This window comes from Nocardioides xinjiangensis (assembly GCF_017916455.1).
Lineage (GTDB): Bacteria > Actinomycetota > Actinomycetes > Propionibacteriales > Nocardioidaceae > Nocardioides > Nocardioides xinjiangensis.
In genome coordinates this window covers 787,700-801,639 of sequence record NZ_JAFMSY010000001.1, presented here as the reverse complement: position 1 = coordinate 801,639, position 13,940 = coordinate 787,700, and the positions used below count along the sequence as shown (strand labels likewise).

Sequence of the window (13,940 nt, the reverse complement as noted above, 5' to 3'; positions counted from 1 at the left end):
CGATGGCACACGACCGCACGAACTGGCAGGTCCCCGCACACCGGGTCGAACGGTGGGAGGGCCGTCGTCACGACTACTGCGTCGTGGTCCCGGTGATCAACGAGGGGGAGCGCATCGCCTCGCTGCTGCACCGCATGGCGGCGCTGGGTGTCCCGGACACCGCCGACGTCATCATCGCCGACGGCGGGTCGACGGACGGGTCGCTGTCGCCTGCGCTCCTCGACGAGACGATGGTCTCGGGCATGTTGCGGAAGACGGGTCCGGGCAGGCTGAGCGCCCAGCTGCGCTGCGCCTACGCCTTTGCGCTCGACGAGGGCTATGACGGCATCGTCACCATCGACGGCAACGACAAGGACGACCCCTCTCCGATCGCGGCGTTCGTCGCAGCTATGCGGGAGGGGGTGCACTTCGTGCAGGCGTCGCGCTTCGTCCCCGGGGGGACGTCGGTAAACACCCCCCGCCTTCGACACCTCGCGATCCGCTCGATCCACGCCCCCGTCCTGTCCCTGGCGTCCCGGCACCGCTGGACGGACACGACCCAGGGCTTCCGGGGCTACCGGAGCGAGGTCCTGCGCGACCCCCGCGTGGCGCCGTTCCGCGACGTGTTCCAGTCCTACGAGCTGCTCGCCTACCTGAGCTATCGCGTGCCTCGCCTGGGCTACCGCTGCGTCGAGCTGCCCACCAGCCGGGTCTACCCCCAGGGGGAGGTTCCCACCAAGATCAGCGGCCTGTCCGGCAACGTCGACCTGCTCCGGACGCTCGCCCGCGCCTGCACCGGCAGGTACAACCCGTGAGGCACGCTGTGGCTGACCGGTCGGCGCGCACACCGGTCGCTCCGGCTGCGGGCCTTCTCGGGCGCTTCGCCGCCGCCGTGCACGGCACGTTGGCCGGCGTCCTCGTCGTGGCGGCCGCGCTCAGCGTGCAGCCGGCCCAGCACTTCACCGGGCTGGTGGCGGGTGGGCTCTCCTTCGGTGGCGGCCGCAAGGGCGGCGACGTCGTCGCGCTGCCCCTCGGCGTGGTCGCCGGGGTGCTCGTCGGCCTCGCCGTCACGGCGGCCCTCAGCGCCCAGACCGACGCTCGACGACGTGCTGGCCTCGCCACGCATCTGCTCTGGTGGGCGTGCCCGGGCGCGGTCGCCCTGGGCGCTCTCGCCCTCGGGCTCAGCCTCTCCGCGAGCATGGTCGGGCTGGCGGTCGTCGCGGGTCTCGCGATCTCCCTCGAGACGCTCCTGACCCGGCGCGCCGGGACTGTCCTGACGCCGCTGGCGGCATCCACCTCGGTGCTCGGGTGCCTGCTCTGGGCCTTGGTCCCGGTCGCTATGACCGCCGCGCTCTCCCGTACGACGCTCGGGGTGGCGGAGCTCGTGGCCGATCTGCCCCTGCCGGCTCTCGTCGGGGCCTTCGGCGCCGGAGCTGCGATCCATGAGCTGTGGAGGGCCCGGCGGGGCGATGGCGCCGAGCCGGTGCGGCGGTGGTTCGTCGGCCTGCCGCAGTGCGCCATGCCGCTGCTGGTGCTCGCCCTGCAGCCGGCACGGCTGCGGCTTCCCGATGGATCGGTCGACACCTACGACTCCAGCCCCGGGCTGATGATCTTGTGCTGGATCGTCGCAGCAGCCGGCGTGGTCCTCTGTGCGCTGCGCCTGCGCCCTCGCGCCGGGGCGGACGAGCGCGACCAGGGCGGACGGCCGCTCTCGCCGGCAGCAGCGCTGCCGATCCTCCTGGCCGCCATGTACGGCGCCACGCGCCCACCCGTCGTCAGCCCGGACGACTACCACTACGGCGAGGCGCTCATCGGCTGGTTCCGCTACCGCGCGGGCGAGCTCCCGTACATCGACCACCAGCCCGCCCACGGGTTGGCGCAGGACGACGCCGCGGCGCTCCTTGCCTCCCTGTTCTTCGACGGGTCCGCCGCCGCACACACGGAATCGGTCCGCCTGTTCTCGGCGCTGCTCGCCGCGGTGATCTTCCTGGTCGTCCTGTGGGCGAGCGGCAGCCTGGTGCTCGCCGGCCTGGTGACGGTCGTCGGGGCCGGACCCACCGTCAGCGGGCTGCCGCCCCTCAGCGGTCTCACGTGGGCGTTCCTGGTTGCCGTCGGCTGGCTCCTGGTGTCGCCGCGACTGCGCGCCCGTCCGCAGTGGTGGCTCGTCGTCTGGGTGGTCGGGACCCCGGTGCTCGTGCTGGCAGCGCCGGCCCAGGGGTTGGTGCTTGCGATCGCCGCCGGCGCTCTGGCCGTGAAGTCGGCTGTTGATCTGCTCACCAGCGGCGGGATCGCACGGCTGGCGCTGCCGGCCGCCGCCGTGGCGTTGGTGGGACTCCTCGCCGTGATGACGCCGCTCGGTGCCATGCTGGCGGCCGCTCTGACGTACGTCCTCAGCAACGCGGAGGTCAATACGGCGGCGTACGGCATCCCGTGGGACCCCGTTCTCGTCGGCGGCGGCGGCACACCGTTGCTCGTGGACGTGCTCCGCATGCTCTGGGTGGTGGGCCTCGTGCTGTGCAGCCTCGTGGCGCTGGCGGAGCTCCGCGCCCGCCGGTGGCGCGGCGAGGTGCTTGCTCGGACCGTCTTCCTGGCCCTGTTCGTCGGCGGCGTGCTGCCCTACGTCATGGGACGCGTGGACCCCGGCGGCGTGTCCCGCGCCGGCCTGATGACGTCGTTCGTCCTCGCCCTGGTGATCCCGGCTCTGGTGTGGGGTCGTCTCCGCCCGAGCGGCCGCGCAGCGCTGGCCCTCGGACTCCTCGCCGCCGCCTCCGGCCTCTTCGGGTGGGTCGTGCAGCCGGCCAGCGTGCTCGCGGCGGCGCAGCCGTTCGTCGCGTCGGGCGATCTCGTCGACGGCTCCGAGGTGGGCCTGCCCGGCTGGGGCCGCGCCGCACCCGGGGATCCGCTGAACCTCGACCAGACCGTCCGCCTGGGCCGCATCCTCGACGAGGAGCTCGCCCCAGGAGCGCCCTACTACGACGCCACCTCGCGCAACGCGCAGTACTACTACCTCGGCCGGCGCCCGGCGGTGAAGGTGACGGCTGCCTACAACGCCCCCCTCCCGGCCGACCAGCGCAGGACCATCCGTGAGCTCCGCCGGTCCCGTCCCCCGGTCGCCGTGCTGCTCCAGCCGCTCGGGAACATCGTCCATGACGGTGGCGGGCTCGCCCTGCGCACACCTCTCCTCGCCCGCTACCTCGAGAGCGCCTACACTCCCTACGAGCAGGACGGCTTCATCCTGGGTCTGCGCGGGCGGAAGCCCCCTCAGAGTGCCGACCAGCCGGTGAGCCTGTCGCTCGACGACACCTCCGACGCCGAGTGGGACCGCGGAGTCTCCCGGACCTCGTCGGCCGTCCGGCTCGCCGACCCCGCAGCCGCCCTGGTCCTCGAGGACGGGGCGACCCTCGTCCTCCCCGACGGCTCGAGCAGGCGCGTCACCTCGCGGGCGGCGGGCGGCGTGATCGGCCTGGACCGGCGCCTTCCCGACGCCCTGTCTGCGGCTGCCGACCGCACGGTCACCGTCGCCGCCGGCGACGTCGACCGGCAGCGCTACCACGCGTGGCTCTTCGAGCGGGCGTTCGGACGCGAGGACCTCGACCGCCTGCCGGCGTCGTGGGGAGGGTCTCTCGACTCGATCGACGGCATCTCGGAGCTGTCGGAGGTCGACGGCTCGGGGCGGCTCGACCTTGCCTCGCCCTCCTTCACGGTGCCGCTGCCGGCGGTCGCGGATGGTCGCCGGGCCGGCCTGGTCGCATTCGACGTGGGGTGCGAGGCCGAGGTCCCGGGCGCGACGCCGCCGGTCGTCCGCTTGTCCTGGGAGGCGCCGAGCACCTTCGGCGACGCTCCCGGTCGGACGTTCGACGCCGTCCCCGGGCGCCAGCTCGTGCCGCTCGACTCGTCGGCGTTCTGGCGCGCCTCGCGCCGGGTCGACGCCCTCACGTTCACGGTGCTCGACGCGGCCGGGTGCCGGGCGGTCGAGGTGTCGGATGTGTCGCTGTGGGAGCGGCGCGACTGAGTCGCAGGCCCCTCTCCCGCGGGCGTGAGGTGGCAGCATGGGGCTGTGAGGGCAATCTTCTTCGACGAGGACGACGCGCGGGCGGTCGTGGCGCGGCTGCGGGCCGACGGGTTCGAGGCGCGCCTGGAGCGGGAGCGCCTGGCAGGGGAGGACGACGACGAGGACCACCCGTGGGCGGTCCTGAGCGATGCCCCGGGCTTCATGCTGGAGGTGCTGGTCGACACCCACGACGGGTGGCTCGACGAGGAGGACGCCCGCCCGGACCTCGGGACCGAGGCGGCGCCGGTCCCGCCGGCGCCCGTCGACCTCCCGGACGCGCCCCGACGCCTCAAGCGGGCCTGACCCCACGTCCCGCGGCCGGTCGGTCCCGTGCTGTCGGTGACGGCTCCTAGGCTGGCGGCATGACCGACCGCCGCATGCTGCTCGTCCACGCCCACCCCGACGACGAGTGCATCAACAACGGCGCCACCATGGCGCGCTACGTCGACGAGGGCGTCGGCGTCACCCTCGTCACCTGCACCGCCGGCGAGATGGGCGAGGTCCTGGTGCCCGAGCTGGCCCACCTCGCCTACGAGGAGCAGGGCGGTCTCGGCGAGCACCGTCGCGGCGAGCTCGAGGAGGCGATGAAGGTCCTCGGCGTCACCGACCACCGCTTCCTCGGCGGGTTCGGCCGCTTCCACGACTCCGGCATGGCCTGGCACCCGGAGGGCCACGCCGTTCCCGCCGAGACCATCCCCGACAACGCGTTCTGGACCGCCGACCTCAACGAGGCCGCCGACGAGCTCGTCACGGTCGTCCGCGAGGTCCGGCCGCAGGTGCTCGTCACCTACGACCAGTTCGGCGGCTACGGCCACCCCGACCACATCCAGGCCCACCGGGTGGCGATGTACGCCGCGCTGCTCGCGGCGGCCCCGTCCTACAAGCTCGAGCTCGGCGAGCCCCACGACGTCGCGAAGATCTACTGGACCGCGATGAGCGAGTCGCGCATGCGCGACAGCCTCCGCCAGCTGCGCGAGGCGGGCGACACCGAGACGTTCAAGGGCCTCGAGCCTGACGGCAAGCTGCCGCCCTTCGTGACCCCCGACGAGCTCATCAGCGCCCGGGTCGACGGCTCCGCCACGGTCCAGCGCAAGATGGACGCCCTGGCCAAGCACCGGACCCAGGTCGAGCCCGACGGCGAGTTCTTCTCCGGCGCCGAGAGCGGCCACTCGTGGTGGGCGGAGGAGTTCTACCGCCTGGTCAAGGGCACCCCGGGACCGGTGGACGCCGACGGGTTCGAGCAGGACCTCTTCGCCGGGCTGTGAGCGTCCCCGGGGTCACGACGCGCCTCGCGAGCCTCGCCGGCGTCCTGCTGGTCGGCGTGGTGTCCGGCGGCGCCGGCACGGTGCTGCACCAGCGGTGGTGGGGGCTGCTGCTCGCCGTCGCCACCGCGCTCGTCGTGCTGGCGTGGCTGCCGGCGGGTGGTCTCCGGCTGGCCTTCGCCCTGGCCTGGTGCGTGCCCGTCCTGCGCGGCGCGCTGGCGCGACCGGCGGGCGGGCACCTGATCTCCGCCGACGCGGCCGGGTTGTCGTTCCTGGCGGCGTCGGCGGTGCTGCTGGGGGCGGCGCTGGCCACCGTCGGCGGAGCACGGAGCACCGGTCGTGGGCGCGCCGAGGATCCGCGGGTTCCGGGACCCGCCTCCTAGACTCGCCGCGTGCCGACGAAGCAGAGCAGCGCCGCCCAGCCCCGCGAGAGGGCGGGCGGCAGGGTCGTCCTGTGGCTCCTCCTCGGGCTCGTCGTCCTGTTCGGCGGGCTCTACGTGGCGGCGCACTACGCAGCCGGCGACAAGGTGCCGCGCAACACCACCGTCTCCGGGGTCGGCATCGGCGGGCACCCCCAGGGCGAGGCCGCCGAGCGGCTGCGCGCCGGCCTGGCCGAGCGGGTCGCCCGCGACATCGAGGCGACCATCGGGGGCGAGCGGGTCGCCGTCGACCCCGCCGAGCTCGGGCTCAGCGTCGACTACGAGGCGTCGGTCGAGGAGGCCGGCGGCGAGACGAGCTGGGACCCGGTCCGGCTCTGGAACTACTTCACCGGCGGTGAGGAGCTCGAGGCCGAGGTCGTCGTCGACGACACGGCCTACAACGCCTACCGCGCCCGCCTCGACGCGCAGCACGGCGTGGTCGCGCGCGACGGCGCGATCACCTTCGCCGGCGGCCGGATCGAGACCACCGCCGCCCGACCCGGCCGCGCGCTCGACCCCAGTGACACCCTCGCCGTCCTGGAGGAGGCCTTCCTCGACGAGCGGCCCGGCGTGGTGGAGCTCGAGATGTCCGAGGTCGAGCCCGACATCGACGCCTCCGACGTGCAGGAGGCTCTCGACGGCTTCGCCTCACCCGCCGTCGCGGCGCCCGTCACGCTGAGCTTCGAGGGATCCGACGTCACGGTCGCCCCGGCCGACTACACCGCCGCGCTCGCCCTGGTGCCCACCGACGGCGAGCTCGTGCCCACGCTCGACGCGGCGAGGCTGACCGAGGTGGTCGGCGGCCTGGTCACCGCCGGCGCCCCGGTGGACGCCAGCGTCGCGCTGGTCGGCGGGCGGCCGCAGGTCGTGCCGGCCAAGCCCGGCGTCACCTTCGACGCCGAGCAGCTCGAGTCGGGCTTCCTCGACGTGGTGGCAGCCCCGCAGGGCGAGCGCACGCTCGAGCTGGCCGCGAAGGTCGCCCGGCCGGAGTTCACCACCAAGGAGGCCCGGGCGCTGCGGGTGCGCGAACGGGTCTCGACGTTCACGACGTACTACCCGCACGCGGAGTACCGCAACGTCAACATCGGTCGCGCCGCGGAGATCATCGACGGCACCCTCCTCAAGCCGGGCGAGACGTTCTCGCTCAACGACACCGTCGGTGAGCGGACCGTGGAGAACGGGTTCACCAAGGGCTACGTCATCAGCGACGGCATCCTCGTGCAGGACCTCGGCGGTGGTGTCTCGCAGATGGCCACGACGCTCTTCAACGCGATGTTCTTCGCCGGGCTCGAGGACGTCGAGCACAAGCCGCACTCCTTCTACATCGACCGCTACCCGGTCGGCCGGGAGGCGACCGTGGCGTGGGGCTCGGTGGACCTCCGCTTCCGCAACGACACCCCCTACGGCGTGCTGATCGACACCCAGGTGACGCCGTCCACGCCGTCGTCGTCCGGGGTGGTCACCGCGAGCATGTACTCCACGAAGTACTGGGACATCACGACGACGACGGGCGAGCGCTACAACATCACCCGTCCGCAGACGCGGCGGATCGACGACCTCACCTGCCACCCCAACCAGGGCTACGGCGGCTTCGACATCGACGTGGTGCGCTACTTCGAGCCGGTGGGGGAGAACACCGAGACCCGCGACGACGAGGTCTTCCACACCACCTACACCCCCAGCGACACGGTCATCTGCACCAACCCCGACGCCGTCGACGAGTGACCTACGGCGCGAGCCGGTGTCAGGCCCCTTGGTCGTCGCGACGAGGATCCGGCCCGCCCGCGGGCGGCGGCAACCGGGTCTACCGCGCGACGAGGTAGCGGTTGGTGTGGTGGGTGACGAAGCCGTGCCGCTCGTAGAGCGCACGCGCTGCGTCGTTGGCCGTCTCGACGTGCAGCATCGCGGTCCGCGCGCCGCGTGAGGCGCCCCAGTCGAGCAGCTCGGCCAGCACGGCGGTGGCGAGGCCGCGTCGCCGGTGCGCGGGGTCGACGACGAGTCCCTCGACGAGGAGCCAGTCGCCGGACAGCACGCCGGTGCCCGTCGCCGTACCGCCCGCGGCCGCCGCGGTCGCCCGGTCGGCCGCCTCGTCGAGCCCGACGGGCACGCCGGGTGCGGCGCCGCGCAGCGACCGCAGGGCGCGCGGCACCGACGCCAGCTGGGCGTGGGAGTCGCCGTCGCCCATCGGTGTGAAGCCGAGGCCCGCCAGCGTCGCCTCGACCGCCGAGCCGAGCTGCACCTGCACCCGCGGCGTCTGCTCGAGGGCGGTGTAGAACTCGCGGACGCGCCACACCGCGTCGGCCCAGCCGATCCCCGGCTCCTCCATGGCGAGCGCGGAGTTGCCGCGACGTCGCAGCCGCCCGCGGTGCGGCGGAGCGGCGCGCAGCAGCCAGGCGCCGAGCGGCTCGGTGGTCGAGGAGGCCCACAGCGCCGAGACGTGCTCCTCGCACTCCCGGGCGCTGACCCGCGCGCGCACGGACGCCCGCGGCGGCACCGGCTTGCCGGTGACCACGTCGGCCAGTGCGATGACGACCGGGCCGTGGCCCTCGCGCTCGACGGTCAGGGACGCTTCGCCCCACGCCGTGCAGGTGCCGAGGACGTCGGTCGCCCGGCCGTCGGGGAGCAGGTGCCGCACCACGACCCGCCGGCCCACGACGTGGGGTCCCAGTGAGTGCATGCCGGTGCGCACGCCCGTGGTCGTCTCGCCTGCATGGGGTTCTGACGCCGCTGGCATGCCCGGATACTAGAGTGGGACCGCTCGACCGTCGTTTCCCCATCCGTGCCCAGGAGGACCTGGTGACCTACGTCATCGCCCAGCCGTGCGTCGACCTCAAGGACCGCGCGTGCGTCGACGAGTGCCCCGTCGACTGCATCTACGAGGGCAAGCGGATGCTCTACATCCACCCCGACGAGTGCGTGGACTGCGGTGCCTGCGAGCCGGTCTGCCCGGTCGAGGCGATCTTCTACGAGGACGACACCCCGGAGGAGTGGAAGGGCTACTACGACGCCAACGTGCACTTCTTCGACGACCTCGGCTCGCCGGGTGGTGCCGCGAAGATGGGTGTCATCGACGCCGACCACCCGATGGTCGCCGCCCTGCCCCCGCAGGAGCACGACGAGTGACCCCGGTCCGGGCCGACGGCCCGGTCTCGCGGCGTCTCCCGGACTTCCCCTGGGACAAGCTCGCGACGTACGCCGCGACGGCGCGGGCCCATCCCGACGGCGTGTGCGACCTGTCGGTCGGCACTCCCGTCGACCCCACGCCCGCCGTCGTGCAGGACGCGCTGCGGGCGGCCGCGGACTCACCCGGCTACCCCACGACCATCGGGCTCGAGGCCACTCGGCAGGCCGCGATCGACTGGCTGGGCCGCCGTCACGGCGTGCGCGGCCTCGGGCTGGACGGCGTCCTGCCGGTCACCGGCTCCAAGGAGCTGATCGGCTCGATGGCGCTGCACCTCGGCATCGGGCCCGGTGACCTCGTCGGCTACCCGGCGCTGGCCTACCCGACCTACGAGGTCGGCGCCGCGCTGGCCGGGGCCGACAGCCTGGCCACCGACTCGCTGACGGCGTTCGGCCCACGCACGCCGCGCCTGCTGTGGCTCAACAGCCCGGCCAACCCGACCGGTCGCGTGCTGCCGCTCGAGCACCTGCGCAAGGTGGTCGAGTGGTGCCGCGAGCGCGGCACCATCCTGGTCTCCGACGAGTGCTACATCGAGTGCGCGTGGTCCGACGACCCCGCCGAGCGGCCGCTGTCGGTCCTCGACCCGCAGGTCACCGGCGGCTCGCTCGAGGGCGTCCTGGCCGTCCACTCCCTCTCCAAGCGCTCCAACCTCGCCGGCTACCGCTGCGCCTTCCTGGCCGGCGACCCGGCGCTCGTCGGCGAGCTGCTCGCCGTCCGCAAGAACCTCGGCCTGCAGATGCCCGGGCCGCAGCAGCGCGCGATGATCGCCGCCCTCGGCGACGACACCCACGCCGACGAGCAGCACGCGAGGTACGCCGTGCGCCGGGCGGCGCTGCGGGGCGCGCTCGAGTCGGCCGGCTTCCGGGTCGACCACTCCGAGGCGTCGCTCTACCTCTGGGCCACGCGGGGCGAGGACTGCTGGGCCACCGTGGCGGACCTCGCCGAGCAGGGCGTCCTGGTGGCTCCCGGCGAGTTCTACGGCTCCGCCGGACGCGAGCACGTCCGCGTGGCGTTCACCGCGACGGACGAGCGCGTCGCTGCCGCGGCTGGGCGGCTGTCCGCCTGAGGCCCGAGCCCCGGTCGACGTCAGTCGAAGACGTCCACGTGCACGTGGTCGCGGTGCTCCAGGATCGCCTGGTCCCCGCCGGACGACGCCGGCACGCGGTAGTCGGACCAGCCGTCACGCCACTGCGCGCCGGCCCGCCAGATGCGGTCGTCGAAGATGACCGTCCTGACGTCGAGCCGGTCGGCGTTCGCGACCAGGTAGGACGCGACGGCCCAGCCGCGCTTGCGGTTGTCGGCGGTGACGGGCCGGAAGAACACGTCGATCGCCCGGCCCTCGTAGTGGGCCGAGCCCTCCATGTGGCCGCTGGACACTCCGCCGGGCTCGAAGCCGCCGAGGGACAGCGTCCCGAAGCGGGCCTCGAGGTCGCGACGTACGGCGGCGGCCCGGGGCACCAGGCCCGACTCGTCGAGGTCGTCGCTCGCCTCGTCGGCGTCTCCCGGCACGTCGCACCAGAAGGCGCGCGGCGAGTTGCCGGTCAGGGCGGAGGCGATCGCCCGCCCGTCCTGCTCGTGGTCGGCGTACGCGTCGGGGAAGGCCGAGCGCTGCACCTCCTGGGCGGCGACCGTGATCTCCATCGACTCGTAGCCCTCGACCTTCTCCAGCGCGTCGTAGAACGCGTTCGTGGCGTAGACCGGGTCCATCAGCTGGCCGACCGTGCCCCAGCCCTGTGACGGTCGCTGCTGGAAGAGGCCGACCGAGTCCCGGTCGCCGTAGTCGATGTTGTAGAGCTTCGACTCCTGGTAGGCGGTCGCCAGCGCGATGCTCGCGGCGCGGGCGGGCATGCCGCGCTGGATCGAGACCGCGGTGATGAGGGAGGCGTTCTCGGCCTGCTCGAGGTCGATCTCGACGGTGTGCCCGTCGACCTCGGCCGTGCAGCCGCTGGGGTCGAGCAGCGTGGGCACGCCGCCGCGGTCGACCAGCACCAGGGCGGTCGCCGCGGCCCCGAGCGCGACGACGGCACCCACCACGACGGTGCGGACGGACGGCACGGTCGGTCCTACTGGTTGGCGTGCAGCGCTGCGTTGAGGGCGATGCCCTCGCCCTTCCACGGCACCGCCTCGACGGCGCCGCTCACCGAGTTGCGCCGGAACAGCACGTTGTCGACGCCGGAGAGGCTCGCCGCCTTCACGACCGCCGGCTTGCCGTCCATGTCGGAGATCGTCACCTTGGTGCCGGCGGTGACGTAGCAGCCGGCCTCGACCACGCAGTCGTCGCCGAGCGAGATCCCGATGCCGGCGTTCGCCCCGATGAGGCAGCGCCGGCCGACGGAGATCGTCTCCTTGCCGCCACCGGACAGGGTGCCCATGATCGACGCGCCGCCGCCCACGTCGGAGCCGTCGCCCACGACGACCCCGGCCGAGATGCGACCCTCGACCATCGAGGCGCCGAGCGTGCCGGCGTTAAAGTTCACGAAGCCCTCGTGCATCACCGTCGTGCCCTCGGCGAGGTGCGCCCCGAGCCGCACGCGGTCCGCGTCGGCGATGCGCACGCCCGAGGGCATGACGTAGTCGACGAGCCGCGGGAACTTGTCGACGCCGTGGACGGTCACGTGCTGCCCCGTGGCGCGCAGCCGGGCGCGGGTGGCCTCGAAGCCCTCCACCGCGCAGGGTCCGGCCGAGGTCCACACGACGTTGGCGAGCAGGCCGAAGATCCCGTCGAGGGACTGGCCGTGCGGCTGGACGAGCCGCGTCGAGAGCAGGTGCAGCCGCAGCCAGACGTCCTCGGTCGACGACGGCGCCTCCGCGAGGTCGTCGATCTCCACCAGCCGCACCTCACGGCGTACGCCGCGGGCGTCGTCGGGGCCCTCCAGCGCGGTCAGCTCCGCGGGGGCGTCGCCCTCGGTCGCGCCGAGGACGGGGGAGGGGTACCAGGCGTCGAGGACGGTGTCGCCCGAGAGGGTCAGCAAGCCGTAGCCGGAAGCAGCAGTCACGCGGGCAAGGGTACGGAGGGCGCCCCCACGACCCGTCGACCGGCTGGCTCCTGGCTGCCCCGTGGCTGCCTACTGGCCGGCGCGGCCGTCGATGCACTCCCGCACGAGGTCGGCGTGCCCGCAGTGGCGGGCGTACTCCTCGATCACGTGGACGACGATGTCGCGGACCTCGGTCGGCTCGCCGTGCACGTCGACGATCGTGTCGAGGTCGGTGCGGTCGAGGACCTCCCTGGCGTACGCGATCTCCGACTGCCACAGCGCGTGGCTGGCGCGCACGAGGTCGTCGTCGACGTCCGGGAAGTCGAAGCCGGCGTCCTCGTCGTCGCCGGCGAACAGCCGCGGCAGCTCCGTCCGTGCCTCGATGATCCGACGGAACCAGCTCTGCTCGACTCGCGCCATGTGCCGCACCAGGCCGAGCAGGGAGATGTTCGAGGGGGGCACGGCCTTTGTGGCGAGCTGCTCGGCGCTGAGCCCGTCGCACTTGAGGGCCAGCGTCTGGCGGTAGTGCTCGAGGTAGCCGAGGAGGCAGTCGCGCTCACCGCGCGTCGGCCCCATCTGCATCCGCGGGTCCTGGTCGGCGGGGAGCCACATGCCGTCGTGTCCGGGGTGCGCCATGGCACCACCCAACCGCACCCCCCTCGGGGTAGTCCACCGGGAAACGGCGGGCCGACCGGCCCTCCCGCGACCGTTTCCCGGGTGGACTACCAAGGCCGCCCGCCTCGGGGTAGTCCACCGGGAAACGGCTCGCCGACCGGCTGTCCAGCGACCGTTCCCCGGTGGACTACCACCCGCGGGGAAGCGGTCCTGTGGACGACCGACCGGGCGGGGTCGTGACGGGGAAGGCTCGCCGTGTGTTCGAGCCCGCCCCCTTCCACCAGCGACGGCCGCGACTGGTCGCCCCCGTCCGGGTCGATCCCGCCGGGCGGGCCGGGCCGACGCGCGGGCAGGCGCGGGGCCCGCGGTGGCGGCAGTCGAGCCACGGGCTGTACGTGCCGGCGCACGTGGAGCCGACCACCGAGCAGCGGATCGTCGAGGCGGCCGCGGTGCTGCGGGACGGCGAGGCCGTCACCGGGTGGGCGGCACTCAGGTGGCGGGGCGCGGCGTGGTTCGACGCGACCGCGGGCGGTCGGGTGCCGCGGCGCGTGCCGCTGGTCGCGACGCGCGACCGTACGGCGCAGCTCGGCCTCGCGATCAGCCAGGAGTTCCTGCACCCGGACGAGGTCGAGGTGCTCGACGGTCTGCCGATCACCACGGCGCTGCGCTCGGTGGTCTTCGAGGTGCGGCACGCCAGTTCCCTCCCCGACGCGGTGGTGGCGCTGGACATGGCCTGCTACGCCGACCTGGTGAGCCTCGCCGAGGTGTCGGCGTACCTCGAGGCCCTCGGTCCGGTGACGGGCATCCCGCGGGCCCGCGACGCCGTGGCGCTGGCAGACGAGAACTCGTGGTCGCCCCAGGAGACGCGGATGCGCGGCGTCTGGACGCACCAGGCCGGGTTGCCGCGGCCGCTGTGCAACGCGCCGGTCTTCACCCTCGACGGCCGCCACGTCGGCACGCCCGACCTGCTCGAGCCCCGGCTCGGGCTGGTGGCTGAGTACAACGGGGCCGACCACATCAGCCTCGCCGGGACGGCGGCCGACGTGAAGAAGGAGGCGGCGTACCGCGACCTCGGGCTGGAGTGCGTCACCATGCTCGTCACCGACTGGGCGGACCTCGACGGCTTCACCGCGCGGCTGCTCGCGGCCGCCCGCCGGGCGCGAGCCTCGAGCGGTCCTCGCGCGTGGACGGTCGAGCCGCCGGCGTGGTGGACCGCGACCGACACCGTGGCGCGCCGCAGGGCGCTCGACGGCCACCAGCGCGACCGCGTCCTGCGGTACCGGCGTACCGCCTGAGCGACAGTCCACCGGGAAGTGGCAGTCCGCGGGCGTCCCAAGCAGCCGCTTCCCGGTGGACTACCGGAGGGGAGGGCTGTCCGGCGGGCGTCCCAAGCAGCCACTCGCCGGTGGACCACCGGAGGGGAGGCCGAGCCCCGGAGAACCGATTGGCGCCCGCCCG

13 protein-coding genes are annotated in these 13,940 nt (G+C 73.7%); 9 read left to right on the top strand and 4 right to left on the bottom strand.

Annotated features, from left to right (window positions below):
- The first annotated feature begins 2 nt into the window (after positions 1-2).
- Genes J3P38_RS03905 through J3P38_RS03880 form a run of 6 tightly spaced genes read left to right on the top strand, consistent with a single transcriptional unit; the run spans position 3 to position 7,436 of the window.
- Complete coding sequence (locus J3P38_RS03905; RefSeq protein ID WP_210438546.1) at positions 3-794, top strand: glycosyltransferase family 2 protein; 792 nt, start codon at positions 3-5, stop codon at positions 792-794.
- The gene (locus tag J3P38_RS03900) at positions 791-3,991 is read left to right on the top strand and encodes a hypothetical protein (RefSeq protein ID WP_210438545.1); all 3,201 of its coding nucleotides are present in this window, start codon (positions 791-793) and stop codon (positions 3,989-3,991) included. The genes J3P38_RS03905 and J3P38_RS03900 overlap by 4 nt, the downstream gene beginning before the upstream one ends.
- Positions 3,992-4,036: 45 nt before the next feature.
- Positions 4,037-4,333 (top strand): hypothetical protein, encoded by a 297-nt coding sequence (locus tag J3P38_RS03895; protein ID WP_210502730.1) that lies wholly within the window; start codon positions 4,037-4,039, stop codon positions 4,331-4,333.
- Between the two features lie 59 nt (positions 4,334-4,392).
- A complete protein-coding gene (gene mshB / locus J3P38_RS03890; RefSeq protein ID WP_210502729.1) occupies positions 4,393-5,295 on the top strand; it encodes an N-acetyl-1-D-myo-inositol-2-amino-2-deoxy-alpha-D-glucopyranoside deacetylase in 903 nt (300 codons plus the stop codon).
- Positions 5,292-5,675, top strand: coding sequence for a hypothetical protein (locus tag J3P38_RS03885; RefSeq protein ID WP_210502728.1), 384 nt, complete (start codon positions 5,292-5,294; stop codon positions 5,673-5,675). The genes mshB and J3P38_RS03885 overlap by 4 nt, the downstream gene beginning before the upstream one ends.
- Positions 5,676-5,684: 9 nt before the next feature.
- Complete coding sequence (locus J3P38_RS03880; protein ID WP_210502727.1) at positions 5,685-7,436, top strand: VanW family protein; 1,752 nt, start codon at positions 5,685-5,687, stop codon at positions 7,434-7,436.
- A gap of 79 nt (positions 7,437-7,515) precedes the next feature.
- Here J3P38_RS03880 and J3P38_RS03875 read toward each other — a convergent pair whose 3' ends face one another.
- A complete protein-coding gene (locus J3P38_RS03875; RefSeq protein WP_210502726.1) occupies positions 7,516-8,445 on the bottom strand; it encodes a GNAT family N-acetyltransferase in 930 nt (309 codons plus the stop codon).
- A gap of 62 nt (positions 8,446-8,507) precedes the next feature.
- Here J3P38_RS03875 and fdxA point away from each other — a divergent pair, with 62 nt between their 5' ends.
- Both fdxA and dapC read left to right on the top strand, forming a co-directional pair.
- Positions 8,508-8,834 carry a ferredoxin gene (gene fdxA / locus J3P38_RS03870; protein WP_210438539.1) on the top strand — a complete coding sequence of 109 codons (327 nt, stop codon included), beginning with the start codon at positions 8,508-8,510 and terminating at the stop codon, positions 8,832-8,834.
- Positions 8,831-9,958 carry a succinyldiaminopimelate transaminase gene (dapC, locus tag J3P38_RS03865; protein ID WP_210502725.1) on the top strand — a complete coding sequence of 376 codons (1,128 nt, stop codon included), beginning with the start codon at positions 8,831-8,833 and terminating at the stop codon, positions 9,956-9,958. The genes fdxA and dapC overlap by 4 nt, the downstream gene beginning before the upstream one ends.
- A gap of 20 nt (positions 9,959-9,978) precedes the next feature.
- Here dapC and J3P38_RS03860 read toward each other — a convergent pair whose 3' ends face one another.
- From J3P38_RS03860 to J3P38_RS03850, 3 genes are all read right to left on the bottom strand, one after another.
- A complete protein-coding gene (locus J3P38_RS03860) occupies positions 9,979-10,947 on the bottom strand; it encodes a hypothetical protein (protein ID WP_307807692.1) in 969 nt (322 codons plus the stop codon).
- Positions 10,948-10,955: 8 nt separating this feature from the next.
- A complete protein-coding gene (gene dapD, locus J3P38_RS03855; RefSeq protein WP_210438538.1) occupies positions 10,956-11,888 on the bottom strand; it encodes a 2,3,4,5-tetrahydropyridine-2,6-dicarboxylate N-succinyltransferase in 933 nt (310 codons plus the stop codon).
- Between the two features lie 69 nt (positions 11,889-11,957).
- Positions 11,958-12,503 carry a DinB family protein gene (locus tag J3P38_RS03850; RefSeq protein ID WP_246855621.1) on the bottom strand — a complete coding sequence of 182 codons (546 nt, stop codon included), beginning with the start codon at positions 12,501-12,503 and terminating at the stop codon, positions 11,958-11,960.
- 236 nt (positions 12,504-12,739) lie between these two features.
- On the opposite strand from J3P38_RS03850, the gene J3P38_RS03845 reads away from it, so the two are divergent.
- Complete coding sequence (locus J3P38_RS03845; RefSeq protein ID WP_307807691.1) at positions 12,740-13,777, top strand: hypothetical protein; 1,038 nt, start codon at positions 12,740-12,742, stop codon at positions 13,775-13,777.
- Positions 13,778-13,940: the final 163 nt, after the last annotated feature.

What these genes read in the sequence shown, in the direction of transcription:
- J3P38_RS03905 (WP_210438546.1), top strand. Translation starts at nt 3, where the DNA reads ATGGCACACGACCGCACGAACTGGCAGGTCCCCGCACACCGGGTCGAA.
- mshB (WP_210502729.1), top strand. Translation starts at nt 4,393, where the DNA reads ATGACCGACCGCCGCATGCTGCTCGTCCACGCCCACCCCGACGACGAG.
- J3P38_RS03875 (WP_210502726.1), bottom strand. Translation starts at nt 8,445, where the DNA reads ATGCCAGCGGCGTCAGAACCCCATGCAGGCGAGACGACCACGGGCGTG.
- J3P38_RS03850 (WP_246855621.1), bottom strand. Translation starts at nt 12,503, where the DNA reads ATGGCGCACCCCGGACACGACGGCATGTGGCTCCCCGCCGACCAGGAC.